Raw genomic sequence first — 22,812 nt, 5'->3', positions numbered from 1 at the left:
AATTTTAATCTTTTAAACAGCGAATGGGTAAAGCAGAAGCTTTATCGGCCGTTGTGACCAGTGTACCGCTAAAACAATTTCCATAAGCGGTACTTGCGTTCTGGGTAGAGGACCAGTAATTCATGGCCGTTCCCCTTGACAGCAGCCCTCCGGCATAATTGGTATTTCCGGCCGCGTGCAGTTTTAATTCTGAAGCATAAGCCAGGGCTTGTGTGGTCCAGTATTGAGGTGGTGAGTACACGGCAACCCATTCTGCCGAACTTGGCAAGCGCCACCCTGCACCTAAAAGCAGGGTACATGGATCATTTGCCGCTGTCCAGCTGGAATTTTCCCCGTTGGAATTTACCCAGGCTTTCTGTGCTGCGGTAGGGGTCCTGCCGGCAGCATCAAATTTAAAACCCTGGACGCGGTTAAAGGCCCAGTACCAGCCGGCAGAGGCTTCAGTTGCATCATTCAATGCTGTGGCCTGCTGATCGGCACCCAGGTTTTGGGTGATCCAGCATTTGGCCGCACCGGAAACACTGCTGCTGACCGTTCCATAAGTCACCGTTTTATCTACCGGGGCGACAGTCCCTGCAGTATGTGAAACGGTCAAAGGATTACAGATTTTAAAACTGCTGACCACCGGACTGTATATGGTGCCTTCGCTATTGGTTGCATAGGCCCGGACATAATAAGTCGGGCCTTCTGTAAGCCCGGTCAGGGTTCCGGTAACCGGACCTGTACCGCTGCCCAAAGCCAGGCTAAAATCTGAAAGAACCGGGTTACCGGTTGTATTCCAGACCAGTCCTCTTGAGGTTACCGGAGCACTTCCTTCCAGGGCAATGGTTGCAGAGCCCTCGGCCGTGCTGGAAGTCATTTTTGCAGTAGGCAGCATGACATTGGTTACCGCTGGTTTACTGGCCACAATGGTATCCCTTAAGCAACGAACTGGTAATGCAGCGCCCTTATCCGCAGTGGAAACACCTGTTCCCAGGAAGTAATTACCATAAGAGGTGTTTGCATTTTGGGTCGATGACCAGTAAGCCATTCCGCTGCCCCTTCCGCCCAGGCCACCCGAGGTATTGGTACTGCCCGCCGCATGAAGTTTCAGTTCTGAAGCATAGGCTTGTGTAGCGGCTGTCCAGTACTGAGGCGGTGCAGACACTGCAGTCCATTCTGTAGAAGTTGGTAAGCGCCAGCTTGCCCCCAATAACAAGGCACATGGGTCTTTGGCTGTGGCCCAGCTTGAGTTTTCTCCGTTAGATCCGACCCATGGAACCCAGCCATAATTTGGTGTGCGGGCACCACTAGGCGCATCATATTTATAGCCCTGTATTTTGTTGAACTGCCAGTACCAGCCCGATGAAGTTTCTGTATTGTCAGCAAAAGAACCTGCCTGCTGATCCGCACCCAGGTTCTGCGCGATCCAGCAACGGGCAGCACCAGAAACACTGGTACTGATGGTTTTATAGATAACCGTTTTATCTACAGGTGCACCATTTAAACCTTCTCTGTGGATCACGGTAAATGGATTACAGATCTTAAAGCTGGTGACCAGTGGACTGTAGGTGGTACCTGCAGCGTTGGTTGCAAAAGCGCGTACATAATAGGTTGGGCCTTCTTCCAGGTTTTGCATCACGCCACTGATGTCACCTGTATTTACGCCCAATGCAATCACTTTATCCGCTATCGTTGGATTTCCTTTGGTATTCCAAACCAATCCTCTTGCGGTAACCGCTGACCCACCATCGAGCGTTACGGTGGCATAACCTTTGGCCGAGCTGGTCGTCATATCGGCAACAGGCACAGTGACATTGGTCACCGAAGGAAGGCTTTTAACAATCATATCACGTAAACAACGTACAGGCAAGGCCGAAGCTTTGTCGGCAGTAGTCACTGCAGTACCATTGAAGTAATTGCCATAAGCGGTACTGGCATTTTGGGTCGATGACCAGTAACTCATGGCCGTTCCACGTGCCAGGAGTCCTCCTGTGTAATTGGTATTTCCTGCCGCGTGCAGCTTCAGTTCTGAGGCATAAGCCATGGCCGTTGTGGTCCAGTTTTGTGGTGGTGTATACACCGAAACCCACTCTGCTGAAGTCGGAAGCCTCCAGCTGGTACCCAGCAACAAAGTACATGGGTCATTGCCTGTTACCCAGTTGGAACTTTCTCCATTGCTGGTGATCCAGGAGACCCAGCCATTGTTTGGCGTACGGGCACCGGCCGCATCGTATTTAAAGCCTTGTATTTTATTAAACTGCCAGTACCAGCCCGACGAAGCTTCTGTGGCATCTCCTAATGCTGTAGCCTGCTGGTCAGATCCCAAGTTCTGGGTAATCCAGCAGCGGGCTGCTCCTGAAAGACTAGTGCTGACCGTTTTATACGTGACTGTTTTATCTGCAGGCGCACCGTTTAAGCCAGCCCTGTGGATCACTGTAAATGGATTACAGATTTTAAAGCTGGTCACCAGCGGACTGTAAGCTGTTCCTTCACTATTGGTCGCAAAAGCACGGACATAATAGGTCGGACCTTCCTCCAGACTGTTCAGTACACCACTGATGTCGCCAGTATTTTTACCCAAAGGGATCACGTTGTCGGCGGTTGTTGGGGTGCCGGTGGTGTTCCAGACCAGCCCCCTGGCGGTTACTGCTGCACCACCATCGGTGGCAACTGTTGCCGATCCGGCCGCACTGTTTTCAGTCATCCCCGAAACCGGCACTACCACATTGGTTAAAGTCGGCAGGTTTTTAACGATCATATCCCTCAGGCAGCGAACCGGCAATGCGGCGGCTTTATCAGCAGTGGTAATCCCTGTTCCCAGGAAATAATTGCCATAAGAGCTGTTTGCATTTTGGGTCGATGACCAGTAAGCCATACCGCTACCCCTACCGCCTAAACCACCCGAAGTATTGGTACTGCCCGCCGCATGCAGTTTCAGTTCTGAGGCATAGGCCTGTGTAGTGGCAGTCCAGTACTGAGGCGGTGCAGCTACTGCAGCCCACTCTGTAGAAGTTGGCAAACGCCAGCTCGCACCCAATAATAAGGTACATGGGTCTTTGGCGGCAACCCAGCTTAAGTTTTCTCCGTTACTGGTGATCCAGGGTACCCAGGCATTATTTGGACTGCGGGCACCTGCCGCATCGTACTTAAAGCCTTGTATTTTGTTGAACTGCCAGTACCAGCCCGATGAAAGTTCTGTATTATCGGTCAGGCTAATCGCCTGCTGGTCAGCGCCCAGGTTTTGGGCAATCCAGCAACGGGCAGCACCTGAAACGCTGGTGCTGATGGTTTTATAGGTAACCGTCTTGTCTACCGGTGCACCATTTAAACCTTCCCTGTGGATCACCGTAAATGGATTACAGATTTTAAAGCTGGTCACCACTGTGCTGTAGGCCGTACCTGCACTATTGGTGGCAAAGGCACGAACATAATAGGTCGGACCTTCTTCCAGATCTTTCAGCAGGGATTTGAAATCTCCTGTTCCTGAACCGGCTGCAATGATATTGTCATCGGTTGTCGGCGTTCCGGTGGTATTCCAGACCAGTCCTCTTGCGGTAACCGCTGTACCACCATCACCGGTCACTGTTGCTGAACCTTCAGCGGTATTGACCGTCATCCCCGAAACAGGAACCACTACATTGGTTACCGCCGGAAGGCTTTTAACAATCATATCACGCAAACAACGCACAGGCAATGCCGAGGCTTTATCGGCAGTAGTCACTGCAGTACCATTGAAGTAATTGCCATAAGCGGTACTGGCATTTTGGGTCGATGACCAGTAACTCATGGCCGTTCCGCGTGCCAGGAGCCCTCCTGTGTAATTGGTATTTCCAGCAGCATGCAGTTTCAGTTCTGAGGCATAAGCCATGGCCGTTGTGGTCCAGTTTTGCGGTGGTGTATACACCGAAACCCACTCTGCTGAAGTTGGAAGCCTCCAGCTGGTGCCCAGCAACAAGATACATGGGTCGTTGGCTGGCAGCCAGTTGGAATTTTCTCCGTTGCTGTTGATCCATGGAACCCAGCCATTATTTGGCGTACGGGAACCTGTGGCATCATATTTATAACCTTGTATTTTATTAAACTGCCAATACCAGCCCGATGAAGGTTCTGAAGCATCTCCCAATGCTCCGGCCTGCTGGTCAGATCCAAGATTCTGGGTAATCCAGCAGCGGGCTGCTCCTGAAAGACTGGTACTGACCGTTTTATAAGTAACTGTTTTATCTGCCGGTGCACCGTTTAAGCCAGCCCTGTGGATCACTGTAAATGGATTACAGATTTTAAAGCTGGTCACCAGTGGACTGTAAGCTGTTCCTTCACTATTGGTCGCAAAAGCACGGACATAATAGGTTGGACCTTCTTCCAGGCCACTCAGTACACCGCTAATGTCGCCTGTGCTTGCACCCAACGCGATCACGTTGTCGGCGGTTGTTGGGGTTCCGGTGGTGTTCCAGACCAGCCCTCTGGCGGTTACTGCTGCACCACCATCGGTGGCAACTGTTGCCGATCCGGCCGCACTGTTTTCAGTCATCCCCGAAACCGGCACTACCACATTGGTTACCGTTGGCAGGTTTTTAACGATCATATCCCTCAGGCAGCGAACCGGCAATGCGGCGGCTTTATCAGCAGTGGTAATGCCTGTTCCTAGGAAATAATTGCCATAAGAGGTGTTTACATTTTGAGTCGATGACCAATAAGCCATACCGCTACCCCTACCGCCTAAACCGCCCGAAGTATTGGTACTGCCCGCCGCATGCAGTTTCAGTTCTGAAGCATAGGCCTGTGTAGTGGCTGTCCAGTACTGAGGCGGTGCAGATACTGCAGCCCATTCTGTAGAAGTTGGCAAACGCCAGCTCAATCCAAGCAATTGTGTACAAGGATCTTTAGCGGCAACCCAGTTTGAATTTTCTCCGTTACTGGTAATCCAAGGTACCCAGGCATAATTTGGTGTACGGGCACCAGTAACCACATCGTATTTAAAGCCTTGTATTTTGTTGAATTGCCAGTACCAGCCCGATGAAAGTTCTGTATTATCGGTCAGGCTGATCGCCTGCTGGTCAGCGCCCAGGTTCTGTGCAATCCAGCAACGGGCAGCACCTGAAACGCTGGTGCTGATGGTTTTATAAGTAACCGTCTTGTCTACCGGTGCACCGTTTAATCCTTCCCGGTGGATCACCGTAAATGGATTACAGATTTTAAAGCTGGTCACCAGCGGGCTATAGGCTGTTCCTTCACTATTGGTCGCATAAGCACGGACATAATAGGTCGGGCCTTCTTCCAGATTGAGCAGAAGGGCTTTAAAATCTCCTGTTCCTGAACCTGATGCCATAACGTTATCGTCCAATGTTGGGTTTCCAGTGGTATTCCAGACCAGTCCTCTTGCGGTAACCGCTACTCCACCATCATTAGTCACGGTTGCAGCACCTTCAGCGGTATTGACCGTCATCCCCGAAACAGGAGCCGATACATTGGTCACCGTCGGAACACTCTTTATAATCATATCCCGCAAACAACGCAGCGGCAATGCCGAGGCTTTATCGGCTGTAGTCATGCCCAGCCCATTGAAGTAATTGCCGTAAGCGGTACTGGCATTTTGGGTCGATGACCAGTAACTCATGGCCGTTCCGCGTGCCAGGAGCCCTCCTGTGTAATTGGTATTTCCAGCAGCATGCAGTTTCAGTTCTGAAGCATAAGCCATGGCTGTTGTAGTCCAGCTTTGCGGTGCAGCAGAGACCGCCGCCCATTCTGCAGAAGTAGGGATGCGCCATCCCCCACCCATGAGCTGTGTACATGGGTCATTGGCCGCTACCCAGTTTAAATTTTCTCCGTTACCATTGATCCATGGTGTCCATGCATTGTTTGGTGTACGGGTACCAGTCGCATCATATTTATAACCCTGTAATTTGTTGAACTGCCAGTACCAGCCTGATGCGGCTTCTGTGGCATCGCCAAGTGAAGCTGCCTGTTTATCAGACCCCAGGTTCTGAGTAATCCAGCATTTGGAAGCACCCGATAATTTGGTATTGATCAGTTTATAGGTAATGGTTTTATCCGCAGGAGCTCCGTTCAATCCGGCTCTGTGGATCACCGTTACGGGTTTACAGATCTGGAAACTGGCAACGTCCGTACTGTAACCTGTTCCAACACTATTGGTAGCATAACCTCTGATGTAAAAAGTAAGGCCCTCTTCCAGTCCTTCCACCAGACCGCTGAAGCCACCTGTTCCCGTACCGGCCGGTACAACTGTACTGTTTTCCAGCGTTGGATTTCCGGTCGTATTCCAGACCAGCCCCCTTGCCGTGACATCGGCCCCGCCATCATAGGTGACTTCCGATGTACCTGTTACAGTGGTTTCGGTCATGTCCGATAACTTAACCACACTGACCACAGGAAGAACCGCCGGTGTTTTTAAGCTGTCCAGATTACCATAAGCCGTACCTACACTATTGGTGGCATAAGCCCTGAAATAATATTTAGTGGCCAGGGATAAAGGTGTAAGGCTGCTGACGAATATTCCTTTTCCTGTACCATTGGAAGTTTTAGTACTTAGTGCAATGGTTGGGTCTTTTGCTTTATCCCAGACCACGCCTCTTACGGTAACCGCTGTCCCGCCATCGCTGGTGATCTCCCCGCCGCTGCTGGCCGAGGTACTGGCAATATTGCTGGCAGGTGTAGTAGTCAGTACCGGGATATCCAGTGTACTCAGGCTGTCGAGGTTGCCATAAGCCGTTCCCATGCTGTTGACTGCATAGGCACGTACATAATATTTAGTGCCTTTGGTCAGACCGGTGATGCTGCTGGCAAAACCACCAAGTCCTGTTCCGTTAAGTGTTTTTGTTGTCAAATCTGTTGTCGGATCCTTATCGGTGCTCCAGACAATTCCTTTTGCCGTAACGGCCGCACCACCATCATTAGTCACTGTACCACCAGAACTGGCTGTGCTTTGCGTAATGGCACTTGGCTTTGTTGTGGTGATGGTTGGCAGGGTTGGTGTAGTAAGTACTGTCGATTTTGTACTGTAACCTGTACCTATTGTGTTGCTTCCATAAGCCCATACAAAGTATTTCGTGTTTGGCAGCAAACCGCTGATTGTTCCGGAAATGGCTGTGCCGTTTGGTCCAGCGCTAAACCTGTTGCCTGTTGCCGGAATGGTGTCTACAGTGTTCCATACAAAACCCAGGTCGCTTATGGCCGCTCCCCCATTAAAGGTTAATGTTGCCGCCCCATCGGCCGAGGTCATTTTGACATTGGAAAGGGTCACATTACTCAATGTTGGTAGTACCGCAGAACTGGTAAAACTCACTTCATTACCATAGGCCGTTCCCACACTATTTGTCGCATAAGCCCGTACATAATAAGTGGTTCCCGGAACCAGTCCTGCAAACACATTGCTATAGCTTCCTGTTCCTGCAGTACCATTTACAATTTTGGTGCTTAGGGCAATGGTTGGCCCTGTACTGGTGCTCCAGACAATTCCCCGGGTCACCACCGGCATTCCACCATCGTCTATGACTTCTCCTCCACCCATGGCCGAGGTGCCCTGGATAGAACTTACCGCAGCAGTGGTGAGTGTTGGCAGAGAAACGATATTGGTTTTGAATACCCTTTCACTTCCATAATTGACCCCAACACTATTGCTGGCGTAGGCACGGACATAATAGGTGGTATTTGGGGCAAGTCCGCTCATGTTTGCACTGAACACCCCGATTCCTTTGGTCACATTGTCTACGGTTTTTGTGCCCAGGCTAATGGTTGGGCCACTGTAGGTACTCCATACAATACCCCTGCTCAGAATTGGTGTACGTCCATCGTCGGTAATTTCCCCTCCGCTACTGGCCGTCGTAGAACGGATATTGGTGACTTCTGTGGTGGCTGTTAAGGTAGGCAGGGCCAGGGTAAAGAAAGATTCTTCCAGACCATAAGCTACTCCTATGGCATTTATGGCATAAGCCCTGACATAATACAGGGTATTTTGCTGTAAACCGGACAAGGCGCTGCTGAAGGTCCCGTCACCTGCATCCGGATCGCTGGTTTTGGTAGACAGGGCAATGGTTGGATTTTGTGAAGTACTCCAGACAATTCCGCGTTTGGTTACTGTTGCCCCACCATCGCTGGTTATGATCCCACCGCTTATAGCAGTGTAGCCCGCAATACTGGTTACTTTTTTAGTGATCAGAATTGGGGAGGTGGCAAATATGGTTACCGTTAACTGATTGCCATAAGCCGTACCGGCAGCATTGGTGGCATAGGCACGAACATAATAAGTGGTGCTTTTTACCAGATCAGTCAGATCCGACATAAATGTACCATCTCCCTGACCGTCTGAAGTCCGGTTGGTTTTAACGGTATCTGGTTTGAAATTGGCCTGGCTGCTCCAGACAATACCCCTTTCGGTAATTGGCGCACCGCCATCGAAAGTAATGGTACCCCCACTGCTGGCTGTGGTATTGGAGGTAATGGCCGGATCGGTTGTGGTCAGGCTGGCCAGGACCGGATTAGTGGTAAATACAATTTCATTGCCATAGGAAGTACCCAGGCTATTGATCACATAGGCCCTTACATAATACGTGGTTGCCGGTTTCAGGTTGGTCAGCTTACTGTTGAAACGTCCGGAACCTGCATCACTGGTTTTGGTCACCAAACCAGTTGTCGGATTCGGACTGGTACTCCAGACTACACCTTGCTGGAGCACGGCTGCACCACCATCCATACTGATCAGACCACCGCTCATGGCGGTAGTGCCTGTATTGGCTGAAATGGCTATGGTGGAAATGGAAGCAACCGTTTGCGTGGTGAAGCTCAGTTCATTTCCATAAGCTGTACCGACCCGGTTGCTGGCATAAGCACGGATGTAATAGGTAGTACCCAGTTGCAGTCCGGCAATATTGCTTACAAAAATACCTTTACCAGCCCCGGTTTGCGTGGTCCTGTTGGTGGTGACTTTTACCGGATCGAAATTAGGGACCAGACTCCACACCACACCTCTGATCTCGGCGGTCACTCCGCCCTCATCGGTAATGTTTCCTCCCGAAGAAGCACTGGTTCCGGTAATTCTTACTGCAGCAGTGGTCGTCAGCTCCGGCAAAACCGGGGGATAAGTGGTAATGCCGATCTGCTGTCCATAAGCAACACCGGCAATGTTTACCGCATAAGCCCGGAAGTAATATTTGGTATCAGCGACCAGTCCGGTGATGGTGGTCGTAAAACTACCTGTACCACTACCATTATAGGTTTTATTGGTGGTGGAAAGATCCGGTATAAAGTTTTCAACGGTGCTCCAGATCATGCCCCTGCTGGTTACATTAGAACCGCCTGAATAACTAATGTTCCCGCCAAAATCGGCTGTTGTATTGGTGATCAGTCCGGGAGAATTGGTGGTAATGGTGGCCAGGTCGGCCGTCACAAAACTAATCACTTCTCCATAAGCTGTACCCGCATTGCTCACCGCATAAGCCCGTACATAATAGGTAGTGCCTGGTGTCAGGTTTTTCAAATAACTGGTAAAAACACCCTTATCGTAACCCGTCTCTGCCGTTTTATTGACAGTGATGGTATCGGGGTTAAAATCAGGATACACACTCCATAGGATTCCCCTGGTACTCACCAGTAAACCATCATTGCGGGTAATTTCCCCACCGCTGGTGGCGCTGGTTCCGGTAATACTACTGGCTTTGGTGGTCACTACAGTAATTGGAATGGGTGGCCTACTGATAAAGCTGAACTGGTTGCCATAGGCAGTACCCACTTTATTGGTCGCATAGGCCCTGATGTAATAGGTTGTGCCCGGACTTAAACCTATAATGTTACTGGTAAAAATACCTTTTCCACTACCATTTTGAACAGTTTTGTTTTGTGTAACTGTTACAGGGTCGAAGTTTTCCTGTGTACTCCAGACCACGCCCTGACTTTGTACAACTGCACCACCTTCATCTGTGATTTCCCCTCCACCTATGGCCGTGGTACCGGTCACCTGACTTGGCAAGGTCGTGGTCAGGGAAGGAAGCTTTGGTGCGCCGGTGGTAAAACTGACCTGTTGCCCGAAAGCGGTCCCCCCGCTGGTCACCGCGTATGCCCTTGCATAATATCTGGTGTCTGAAAGCAAATCTTTCAGATAGCTGTTGAATATTCCAGTACCCCCGCCATCACTGGTCCTACCGGAAAGACCGGGATCCTCGGGATCAAAATTGGCAATGGTACTCCAGACCACCCCTCTTTCGGTCACTTCCGCACCGCCCGCATCGCTAATGTTACCACCGGTTTGGGCCGTATTGTTGCTTACAAATGTTGGTGTATTGGTAGTGATCGTGGCCAGCTTTGGTGTACTGAAACTCACCAGGTTGCCATAAACTGTACCGGCAATACTGCTGGCATAAGCACGTACATAATAGGTCGTACCAGGTTTCAGTTTTTTTAAATTACTTTGAAAAATTCCTTTATCGTAACCCGTATCTGCCGTTCTGCTACTCACCACTGTATCGGGTTTAAAATCGGCACTCGTTGCCCAGACCACCCCCCTAGTACTCACCAGGGCACCTCCGCTGCTGAGTATATTTCCTCCGCTGCTGGCACTGGTTCCTTTGATGTTTGTGGCCTGCAAAGTTTGTATGGTCAATGGAACCGGTGCTTTGGTGACCAGACTTTCGAGATTTCCATAAGCTGTACCTGCTGCATTGGTGGCAAAGGCGCGCACATAATAGGTTGTAGAACCCATCAGATCTTTAAGGTCTGCGGCAAAACTTCCCGAACCGGAGCCGGCAACCACAAAGGAATCGTCCAGGGTTGGATTAGGACTGGTGCCCCAGCAAATCCCGTTGCTCTGGATATAGGAACCTCCGTTACTGATGATCGTTCCCCCACTGGTGGCAGAGGTACTGGTAATGGAAGAAGCCACAGGTTTTAAGGTAGTCAGTGTGGCCAGGCTGGCCGTTTTAAAAACAATTTCATTTCCATAAACCAGACCAACGGAATTGGCGGCATAAGCGCGTGCATAATAAGTCGTACCTGGTTGCAGACCTTTTATCATACTGATAAAGCTTCCCGCATCCTGCTGAATGGTTTTATTGTTGACCACTGTATCGGGTAAAAAGCCCTGGGTCTGGCTCCAGACCATACCCGTCATGATCAGTTCGGCTCCGCCATTGCTGATGATCCGGCCCCCGCTCTTTACTGTTTTTCCCGTAATTTCGGTCGCTTCCTCTGTTTTCAGGCTTGGCAATATGGCTGGCGCTGTGTTAAAGGTGATTTCATTTCCATAGGCTGTTCCTGCCCGGTTTACTGCATAAGCCCTTACATAATAGGTCGTATTGCCCATCAGTTCAGTAAGGCTATGTATGAAACTACCTACTCCTGTTCCGCCTTGTGTCCGGCTGGGAAGGTCCCTGGTTGGATTGGGTTTGGTACTCCAGACAATACCGCTGGAAGTCACTTTATCACCCCCGTCGCTAAAAATATCCCCGCCGCTCACTGCGGTGGTACTGGTAATACTGCTCGCCTCAGTAGTAATCAGCTGAGCCAGGGTAAAGGTTTTAAAGGAAAGGGCCTCGCCATAAGCTGCTCCGGCACTGTTGACCGCATAGGCCCGCACGTAATAGGTTTTATTAGGCTCTAATCCATTTATAGTACTGTTAAAACGACCTGTTCCCCCGCTTTCTGTAGTTTTATTTGGTGAAGAGAGGTCTGGTGTAAAATCGGGTTGGGAACTCCAGAGTAAGCCCCTGGAAGTCACTTCGGCCCCGCCGTTGTCTGTGACCTCTCCGCCACCTGCAGAAGTGGAGCCGGAAGTGCTGGAAGCAGCTAAAGTCGTTACCGCTGGTTTTTGAGGGGCTGCTGTTTTGACCACAAGGGTTGCTCCATAACCTATGCCTACATAATTGATGGCATAAGCACGGATATAATACGTCGTACTGCCCATCAGCCCGGTGATGCTGCTCAGAAAAGTTCCTGATCCGCTACCATTTACCGTATGCTGGCCATCGACCGTTGGATTGTCTGTTGTTGCCCAGCAAAGCCCACGTGTGTGTACCGGCATTCTTCCGTCATCAGTAATGCTTCCTCCGCTGCTCAGGCTGGTATTGGCCACTGGCCCTGCTGCTGTCGTGGTTAAAATGGGTACCTGTGGGGTTTTAAAAACCATTTCTTCGCCATAAGCCGTTCCCAGTTTATTGGTCGCATAAGCCCTCACGTGATATGTGCTGCCTGGTGTCAGGCTGGTCAGGTAATGGTAAAAAGTACCCATCCCACTGCCATTAATGCTCTGTTCGGTTTTGGTGTTCAAATCTATGGTTGGCGCAGCATTGGTATCCCAGACAATTCCGCGTTTGGTAATCAGGGAAACCCCGTTACTGCTGATGTCTCCCCCACTCAGGGCAATGGTACCGTTATAGCCCGGGAACCAGCCATTGACATGGCTGGCCGCATCATAATTATAGGGAATTATGGTGGTCAGGGTGGGCAGTGAAGTGGTGATGAAACTGGTTTCACTGCTGTAACTGGTTCCAATAATGTTTTTCGCGTAAGCTTTTACATAATAGAGGGTTCCTGAAGTAAGGCCTGTCATTTTACAAAGAAAAGTCCCGATATCTGTTGGGTTTACCGTAGTGGAAGGATTATAGGTATAATTGACCCTGTCGGTACTCCAGCAAACGCCCCTTTCGATAACGGTTTCCCCGCCGTTATTGATAATGGTCACTTCACTGACTGCAGAAACATCGGTAATGTCTGTGATTTTAATATTGGGTGAGCTCAGGACCGGTGCAGTGGCCATGGGTGTGGTAAACTGCAGCAAGTTTCCATAAGCCCTTCCGGCAATGTTGTCTGCATAGGCCCTGACATAATAGGTGGTATTGCGCACCAGGTCTGTGAGCCGGCTCGGGAAAGTTCCTACTCCGGAACCATCCCGGGTAAAAAATGCATCCGGATCGTCCTTGGGGTCCCCAGTCGTACTCCATGTGACTCCCCGGAGGGTAATCGGGGCACCTCCATCGCTGTTGATCGCTCCTCCGCTATTGGCCATCACCGGGGAAAAGTTGTCAATATCCAGGGTGATGATGTCTGGCAGGGAAGCAGGCGCACTTCGAAAAATCAAGTCTTCCCCATATACAATACCAGAGCTGTTGAGGGCATAAGCCCTCACGTGGTACACCGTATTGGCTTGCAGCCCGGTGATCAAACCAGGAAAAATACCGGTATCTTTACCGGTAACCAGGTTCCTGGTTTTAGTGCTTAACGTCGTATCGGGATTGGCGCTGGTGCTCCAGCAAATTCCCTGAAGGATAATGGCAGAACCACCATTGCTTTTAATATCAGCCCCGCTGCGGGCAGCAATATTGGTGATGTTATTGGGCGGCACCGTGGAAATGACCGGCAAACAGCTGATGTCTTTCCAGACGGCACCATCGTAATACCGCAGGGCCCTGGATACTGTATTCACATACATTGCCCCTGCCGAAAGGCCCAGGGGTACAGGATTGCTACCCAAAACCGGGAGCTTGGAAATCTTCAGCCCACTGTTGGTTGAAAAACCACTGCTCTGACTGAAAACACTTTTTCCAGTAAGCTTGGCAACGGAATTCCAGTTGTTCCCATCGTGGATCATCATGGTTTTTTCTGTTTTCGAATAATAAACACCTCCGGCAGAAATGTTTCCGGCAGGTACATTTGTAAGTGCAGACAGATAAGGGATCCCGGATTTGACTTCCAAGTAATCTTTAACCGTGCTGACGTTAATGTTATTACTGCAAAGGGATTCCCAGGCCGTGCCATTATAGATGAGTGGCTGCTGGTCCTTTGTGCTGTAAATGAGCATGCCTTGAACAGGGGCCGCTACCACTGCCGGATCTACGGCAGGAAGGTGCGGAATACCACCAATGACCCTAAAAAACTGCTGAGCCGAAGCTGTAGCAGCCCCGGCGAACAATAAAATTAGCATCAGTTTAATGGTATGTATGAAGGTCTTCAAATCGCCTGCTCCTTATTTTATTATTTACTTCATTTTTTTCAGGATGCTGTTGATCTGTTCCTGCTGACGGTCCATCCTTGTTTTTAATTGCTCAATTTCTTTTTGCTGTTCTTTCACTGCCTGGATGAGCATACCGGTCAGCTGGGTATAATCCACTTTCAGAAAACCATCTTTTCCTTTGGTGACCATTTCGGGATAAATTTTCTGAAGTTCCTGTGCAATGACCCCGATCTTTGGCCCTGCCGCATATTTATGCTGGTCCTTGTACTGAAACCTTACCCCGCGGAGTTGATCAATTTTCTGCAGTACACTACTCAGGGTTTCAATATGGCTTTTCAGTCTGTTGTCAGAGGGGGTATAAAAATTGCCGTTTACCGTTACATCTTGTCCGAAACTGGCATTTCCAGGGGTATCAAAACTTAAGCCTCTTCCATCCAAACCATCATTGCTCACCGAAAAAACAGATAATTTCAGGTTCTCGGTTGCCCTATGATTACCCAGATTGTCTTTACCGGCATTTCCTGCGGCCAGCACGCTGGCATCGACATATTTTTTAGTGGCAGCGTCCTGATCCGCTGCAGGATCTTTCAGGTTGGTGATCCGGAAATCTGTTCCCATAGATACATCGCCCTGGGCAGATCCGAAACCACTTAAAGGCACATTATTTTTCGGAGTGGCCACGGCAATTCCGGCTGGGTTTCCAATATACAGGTTGCCATCTGCAAGTTTATTGTCCAGAGGTACCCAGCTGCTTCCATTGTACACATACAGGCGGTTATCAGAGGTGTTGTAATAGGTATCTCCCGCAACAGGTGTTCCGCCCGGTGCAGTTGGCCCGGTTGGGGTTTTGGTGGTTTTGGAATCTACATATTTTTTTGTTGCGGCATCGTTATCAGCTTGCGGATCAGCCAGGTTGGTGATCTTAAAATTTTTAGTACCTGCACCTACTGCGATGTCCGTTTCAGCCGGACCAAAACCGCTTAAAGGAATGGTATTTTTTGGGGTCGAAACAGCAACCGCTTTGTCATTACCTACAAACAGTTCTCCTTTTTCCAGTTTATTGTCCAATGGAAGCCAGTCTGTACCATTGTAAAAATACAAACGTTTATCGGTGGTGTTGTAATAGGTATCACCAGCTTTGGCATTACCTGGTGCAACCGGTCCGGTTGGAGTTTTAGTACTCAGGGCATCTACATATTTTTTGTTGACTGCATCATTATCGGCCTGAGGGTCGGCCAGGTTACTGATCTTAAAATTGCTTGTTCCGTTACCCAGAGACAGGTCTTTGGTTGCAGCCCCGAAATCACTTAAGGGAACAGCACTTTTTGCAACAGGTACGGCTTTGTTGCTGGCATCCCCGACAAGGATATTGTCTGTCGGCAAAACAGAAGAACCAGCACTGGCAACTTTAGCATCTACATATTTTTTAGTGGCAGCGTCCTGATCGTATAGCGGATCGGCCAAAAAATTAATGTTATATTGTTTGGTGGCATCTCCCATATAGAGCACATCGTTTGCCTTTGCAAAACCGCTCACCGGGATGTTCTTTTTAGGCGTAGCCAATGCTTTACCTGTGGCATCCCCCAGGAACATATTGTCTTTTGGAAGGGCTAGTATGGATGCCGGTGTTTTAAAGAGGTCATCTACATATTTTTTGGTAGAGGCATCATCATCTGCATCAGGTGTTTTCAGTTTAGTCAGCTTAAACCCGCCAATGGACACATCATCCGCCGCAGCACCAAAGCCACTCAAAGGAATGGTATTTTTTAACACATCGGCAGCTTTTCCACTGGCATCCCCAACAAAGAAATTTCCTTTTGTCAAACTCAAGTTGGTACCAGTAATTACTTTTCCATCGACATAAGCTTTGGTGGCGGCATCTGCATCTGCTGCAGGTGTTGCCAGATTGCTGAGTTTAAAGCCCCCGAAGGAAACATCTGCTGCTGCTGCCCCAAATCCACTCAAAGGGATCAGGTTTTTTGCAGTAGCCGTAGCCGTGTTGGTACTGTTTCCCACAAAGAAAGAACCGGTGGCCAGAGAAAGATTGGAAGGGCTAAGTACCCGGGTGTCTACATAGTTTTTAGTCGCTGCATCCTGTGCCGATGCTGGATCGGCCATATTGATGATTTTAAAATTTCCACCCGCAACACCTGTTCCCATAGAAACATTGGCCATCGCTTTATCAAAACCACTTAAGGGAATCAGGTTTTTTGCCACGGCCACGGCCAGGTTTGAGCTATTACCCACAAATAAATTGTTATTGGGCAAAGTCAGCAAATTTGGATTGGCAAGTTGTGCATCCACGTATTTTTTAGTAGCGGCGTCATGGTCCTGGGTAGGATCGCTCAGGTTGACAATTTTAAAATTGCTCGTGCCATCCCCCATTTGTACATGATCTGTAGGATTACCAAAACCATTCAGGGAAATATTTGCCTTATCCAGCTTTTCCTCCGTCACTGCCTTATCTTTAAGGATCAGTCTCCCTGTATTACTTAGAGTAGCGTCGCCACTCAGGGTAACTCCACTGGCAATATTGGAGATATTGCCTATATAAATCTGGCCGCTTTTAAGGCTCAGGTCCATAGGTACCCAGGCCGTGCCATTATAGACATATAATTTATGCTCTGAAGTATTGTAAAAAATACTGCCCTCTCTGGTTTTTGCCGGGTCGGGGTTGGATGATCCTCCGGGCATAGACCCGTTGATGGAAACTTCTACCCATTTGCCGTCTTTGGTATATACCAGTAAGGTATTGTTGTCTGTATTGAAAAACAGGTCACCGGGTTTCGGACTGGTCGGCTGACTGGTACCCGGTCCGCCCCCAACTGAAGCACTGATGACAACCCATTGGCTATCATTTGTTCTCATGTAGAGTTTTTTCTCACCGGTTACATAAAAGACATCTCCGTACTTAGGCATTACCGGAAGGGAAGACACTGCTGTTGGGGCCACCCAGGTAGAGCCATTATAAACATACACCAGATTATCCCAGTAAGACATGATCAGGTCCCCTTTATTTCCTGCTGGGGCTGAAGTGACCGGCATGGAGTAGTCTATTGGAATATTACCTGCGGGAATAGAAATCCACCCGCTGGCACCGAGTTTGTAAATACCCTGATCGGCCGAATTGAGGACCACATCGCCTATACTTCCCGCCGACCCCGGCAGAGCAGAACCAAAACTATAATTTGGGATGTGATCGTCTATGGATATTGTTGCCGTATTCATTGCCGTGGTCAGTACAGTGGCCGGTGTATTGATCGTTGTCATTGGAAACCCCCTGGGACTTGGCCGGTAAAGGACCCCCGTACCAATATTGGGCGGATTGTTGTCAAAAGCTTTTGATTGGGTACTGATCAGGCTTCCGCTCACCGATACGGTTACGATTTCAAAAGTATTTCCATTGGGGTCTATGATCCGGTCCCCGGCTTTGACCTGGCTGGCATTGAATGTATTTCCAGGGTCTGAAAATGTACCATTAATGTCATAGCTAAGGTTCCCGTTGGCATTGATGTAAGAGATGGTAAACTGCCCGCTAAATTGTTTTATGGATTGTGCTTTACCAATAACCGCCAGAAACATTAAAAGCAAAACACTGATGTATATTTTCCCCTGGTTCATATTCTTAAGGTCTTATTGTGACATAAAATCCATTTGGACTTGTATGGTTACCTAAACTGTTTGTCTGTAAAGTGATCGTTCCGTTGGAATAGCCGGTTACATTAAGCGCAAAGTTGGTCGTGGCCGGTGAAGCAATTAAGTTGATCAAGGGACTTAAAACAGTAAAATCAACAATATTCACCACTGGAACAACGACATCATCGGCACTGTTGTTCCATCTTTTATCGGCATCTACAATAACAATATTCAGAAAGTTCTGGCTCCCCAGTTCAGTATAGCTCGTTGTAAACTTAAAGTAATCCAGAATTACACCGGAAGGCACAGTAATGGTAATGGTATTGCCTGAAAGTGAAGCTGTTACGCCAGTTGCCGACGCCCTGGCGTAGAATTTTTTATTTCCGCCAGGGTTATAACCAACCAGGCTACCTCCTCCTCCTGCTGCTGCCGGCGTGACCCAGGTTGCAGCGGTTCCTGTTCCATTCACCGTCAGCACTTTATTGGCGTCTGCGGATGTGATGTCTGCAATTTTATTCAGCTTGGCTTTGTCACCTGGTAACATTAGGCTGGCATTTGTCGTTGATCCGCCTTCCAGTGTGGCCCCGCTGCCCGTACTGGAGTTGATGATGGCCTGGCTTGCCGATGGGGTAATGCTGATGTTTGTTGCAGCTCCACCTCCACCACCTGTACCATTTGATGCGGCAGTGATCCTTCCGTTCCCATCAACGGTGATGTTTGCGGAGGTATAGGTTCCAGCGGTTACCGCTGTCTTTTTTAAGCCGATGGTCGGATTCCCGGAAACACCGTCCCCAAAAGTCACATCGACATCTGAACTGCCCGTAATGGTACGTGCAGCTACTGTTCCGCTTCCCGTTTTGGCAATCAGCCCATTCCCTGCCAGTCCGGCGATGGCTGTTAAATTGGCATTTATGGGTTGTTTGCCAGGAACGGTGGGCACGTCGGCCGTACCACCTAAATCACCCGCCAGTTTGATAATTCCCTGTGAGGTTGCTGTCGCCGGGAAGACACCTGCAGAAGTTTTTGTATCCACATAGGCCACCAGGGCTTTTACACTTGGATATTTTAGATCTGAGGTCGCATCTGTAGTCACGTTTGTACTCTTGTTGGTCAAATCTTCTTTACCATTCAGCGCAGTTTGCGCAGCTGAACTGATCGGTTTATTGGCATCGCTGGTATTGTCTACATTGTTCAGCCCCAGATCGGTTTTCATCTGCGCAGGTGTTTTTTGCCCTACGGTGCTTGCACTCGCCGCATACAAATAACTTCCCGGTGTTAAAGTGTTTAAACCCGTTCCTCCGTTTGCTACGGGTACCGTGCCGCTCACCGAAGTGGCTGTTGTGGCATTTCCCTGAAGGTTAGCGGTAATGGTCCCTGCAGTAAAGTTACCTGAGGCATCTCTTCTGACAATGGTACTGGCTGTATTTAGATTCGTGGCATTGTTCGCCAGGGTGGCGCCGCCTGCAACAGTGGCCGCGCTGAGCCCGCCGACATTGGTGACCTTTGGTGCCGTAGCCGTTCCCCCAAGGTCACCGGTCAACTGGACCAGACCTTTTGCTGTAGTGCTTGCATCAGGGGCACCTGCAGTAGTTTGATCATCGACATACTTTTTAATTGCTTTTACCGATGGATATTTTGTGTCCAGCAAAGCATCTGCAATCACATCCAGACTTTTATTGGATTTGTCTTCCTTTCCATTTAAAGCCGTCTGTGTCGCCGTGCTCACTGGCTTATTGACGTCACTGGTATTGTCTGCATTGCCCAGGCCTACATCAGTTTTGGTTAAGGTCACACTTCCGGTCTGACCATTTACCGATTGCACCCCGCTGCCCGGGGTCAGGATTTCTTTCCAGTTGCTGATGTCTGTTCCGGGAGTTGCAGCAAGTACATAACTTTTGCTAATGTCTGTCCGGATGACAGTGCTGCCCACCTGGGGATTTGACAAAGCCAGCATGGCGGCCTCACTGCTTAAAACATTTACAGATGCAAATGAAATGGCCGGGATCTGGGAAGTAGGGATTTTACCCGTTCCGTCCAGGGTGGCTACCCCATTGTTTGCTGCCTTTTCCGATTTGTCAATTTTATTAGTCAGTGCGGTTTGTGTAGCGGTACTGACCGGTTTGTTTGCGTCACTCGTATTGTCTACATTGCCCAGTCCCAGGTCTGCTTTAACCTGCGCCGGTGTCCTTTGCTGAAGGGTGGTGGCATTCAGGGCAGAAATAAAGTTGCCTGCTGTATAAGAAGTAATGCCCGTTCCTCCTTTTGTGACCGGAAGATTGGTAATGATGGGCTCTTTTGTGGCCAGGCCCGGAACAGTTGGTGCCGAAGCAATACCGCCCAGATCACCGGCGAGCTGTACTTTACCCAATTGAATGGTTGTGGCATCCGGAACGCCACCTGCACCAATTACAGCATCATTTACCTTTTTATCTACATAGGTTTTAGTGGCCTGTTCTGTAGGGTATTTGGTATCAGAATTGGTGGAAAAGGTCCCATCGGTACTTTTGTTTGCTTTGTCTTCCTTACCATCCAGGGCAGCCTGCGTTGCGGTACTTACTGGTTTATCGGCATCCGCCGTATTGCTCACCTTATCCAACCCAAGATCTGTTTTAACCTGTGCAGGCGTTCTTTGCTGAAGAGTCGTCGCATTTAATGCATTGATAAAATTACCTGGTGTATAAGAGGTAATACCTGTTCCGCCATTTGGAACCATAACCGTACCGGTAACAGAGGTTGCTGTTGTAGCGTTACCTGTTAAATTTGCGGTAATTGTCCCTGCCGTAAAATTACCCGCACCATCACGGAGTACCAGGGTACCTGGGGTATTCTGGCTGGTGGCCGCACTGGTCATGTCTATGCCTTTTTTAATATCCGTTGAAGACGCTCCGCCTACATTAAGTACTTTAGGCAGGTCTGCTGTACCCCCCAGATCTCCTGCCAGTTTAATTTTCCCTTTATCCGTTGTTGTTGCATCGATCACCGAGCCTGCCTGAGCATCTACATAGGTTTTAACAGCTTTTACCGAAGGGTATTTGTTATCTGATCCACCATCTGCAGTTACATCGAAACTTTTATTGCTTTTGTCTTCTTTTAAATCCAGTGCGGCCTGCGTTGCGGTACTGATGGGTTTGCTGGCATCTGGTGTATTATCTACCTTATCCAGGCCCAAATTTGTTTTGGCATCTGCTACAGTACCTGCGCCCGTTCCTCCATTGGCAATGGCCACAATACCGGTTACATTAGAAGCTTTACCTGTAATGTCCCCATTCACTTTGGAGCCACTTACGCCCGCAATTTTAGCATCAGTTACATTGCCATCTTTAATTTTGGCCGTAGTAATGGCATCATTGGCCACCAGCGGGGCATCTGCTGTTCCGGTCAGGTCACCGGCCAGCTGTAGTTTACCCTTGGTTGTCGTCGTTGCATCGACGACTCCACCGCCCGTAGAGACCTGGCTGATCTGATCATCTACGTATTTTTTGGTTGCTTTTACGGAAGGATATTTAAGGTCTGAACCTGCATCAACGACAATGTTGGTGCTTTTATTGGCTTTATCTTCTTTTAAATCCAATGCCACCTGGGTAGCTGTACTCACAGGTTTATCGACATCTGCAGTATTGTTTACTTTATCAAGTCCCAGGTTTGTTTTCGCACCATTAACGGTAGTCGCACCGGTACCGCCATTGGCAATGGCCACAACTCCGGTTACATTTGCTGCGGTTCCATCAATGTTACCTTTAGCATTGCCAATATCGGGTGTGGTTAGAACAGGAGAATTGGCCAGCACCACGGCACCAGAGCCTGTTGTGGTGGCAGCTGTAATTGCACCGCCACTCCCTTTCAATATCCCGTCTACTGAAGTTCCCAGGGTAATGTTGGGTGCAGAATTGGGATTGGCCACTGAGCCGGTAAGACCATTGGCAGAAGTCACCGATACAGAGGTGATCCCTCCGCCTCCACCCGGTACACCATTTGTTGCTGCTGTAATCCGGCCTTGTGCATCCACTGTAATGTTCGCAGAATTATATACCCCAGGTGTTACCCCGCTCGCCGAAAGTGCCAGTGGACTGGCCGAAGTACCATAGCCGGAAAGGGAATTGTCATGATAAACAATTCCGTTCCCCCCATTTCCGCCACCAAGTAATCCAGCCAGGTCCACATGACTGTTCCTTGGGCCCGAAATGGATAATATGGTCCCGGCAAGGCTGAGAGACTGGTTCAGGTCATTTAAACTCACCGAGTTTCCACCTCTTATAGATAAATTATAGGCCGCATCAAAACTTAGGCTCAGGTCCTGTCCTCCGCCTCCGAGCTTATCGTCTACATATTTTTTGGTCGCTGCATCCTGGTTACCAGTGGGATTAGCCAGATTGGTTAATCTGTAGCCCCCCATAGAAATATTTTTATTGGGTACACCAAAACCACTTAGGGGGATATTGGCTTTATTCAGGTCTGCGTTTTCGATAGTCCCGTCTACAATTTTTGCAGAGGTTACAGAATTATCAGCCAGATCTAGTTTCAGGTCAGTTAAAACAGCATCTTTTCCATTTACAATGGCAATCGTACCTCCCGAGGTTACCGTTTTAGCGGTCACTGTTCCATTTCCTGGTAAACCGGGATCTCCTTTGGGCCCAACCAGTACTGTCCCATTTGCCGGCCAGCTGCCCGCGGTTTTGGGCCCATATAAAGTACTGGTCGCCGTATTCAAATAGAAATCCCCATTCGATCCGATACCTGCTCCCGGCGCTGTGCTTCCGTTTAAAATAGTATTACTTGTTCCTCCATTACCTCCAGACCCTAGTTCTGTATTGTTAACCAGCCTTTGCCACTGACCATTGGTAAAGAAATAAAAACCAGGTGTATTATTTGTTTGATAAATTAACAAACCATTGGCAGGATTATTGATATCATTACGCTGAGGAAGTGTCATCCTTGGAATGAGTAAACCTTTAGAAGTGGACAATACTTCGAGCTGTGCGCTTGCATCAGGAACGTTTGTACCAATACCTACCTGAGCGTTTGCGCCAAATGCAAATAACATTCCGATAAGCACCACCGGGAGATGCCTAAGTTTCTTGTTCATAAATTACTGAAGTTTGTTTGTGTCTGACCTGAGATCTGTGCGTTATTTTAAATTCAGCAGATCATTTCCCCTGTTTGTGTTTCCTGTACGGAGCCGAGACAGTCATTCAGCCATTGGATCCAGCTATAGGTCGAAGGATCAGGATTCAAGAATGAGC

Annotated in this window: 3 protein-coding genes; all 3 read right to left on the bottom strand. The window is 49.0% G+C overall.

Features of this window, described 5'->3' with window-relative positions:
- Positions 1–4 precede the first annotated feature (4 nt).
- From B0O44_RS18675 to B0O44_RS18665, 3 genes are read right to left on the bottom strand one after another with little or no spacing between them, the layout of a single operon-like run.
- Entirely contained in the window at positions 5–13,936 is a 13,932-nt protein-coding gene (locus tag B0O44_RS18675; protein WP_146229870.1) for a hypothetical protein, read from the bottom strand.
- Positions 13,937–13,960: 24 nt separating this feature from the next.
- Positions 13,961–17,557 (bottom strand): tail fiber domain-containing protein, encoded by a 3,597-nt coding sequence (locus B0O44_RS18670; RefSeq protein WP_110833624.1) that lies wholly within the window; start codon positions 17,555–17,557, stop codon positions 13,961–13,963.
- Positions 17,558–17,561: 4 nt separating this feature from the next.
- The gene (locus B0O44_RS18665) at positions 17,562–22,655 is read right to left on the bottom strand and encodes a beta strand repeat-containing protein (RefSeq protein ID WP_146229869.1); all 5,094 of its coding nucleotides are present in this window, start codon (positions 22,653–22,655) and stop codon (positions 17,562–17,564) included.
- Positions 22,656–22,812: the final 157 nt, after the last annotated feature.

This window comes from Pedobacter nutrimenti (assembly GCF_003208655.1).
Lineage (GTDB): Bacteria > Bacteroidota > Bacteroidia > Sphingobacteriales > Sphingobacteriaceae > Pedobacter > Pedobacter nutrimenti.
The sequence above is the reverse complement of the archived record's forward strand: the minus strand, read 5'-3'. Positions and strand labels throughout refer to the sequence as shown.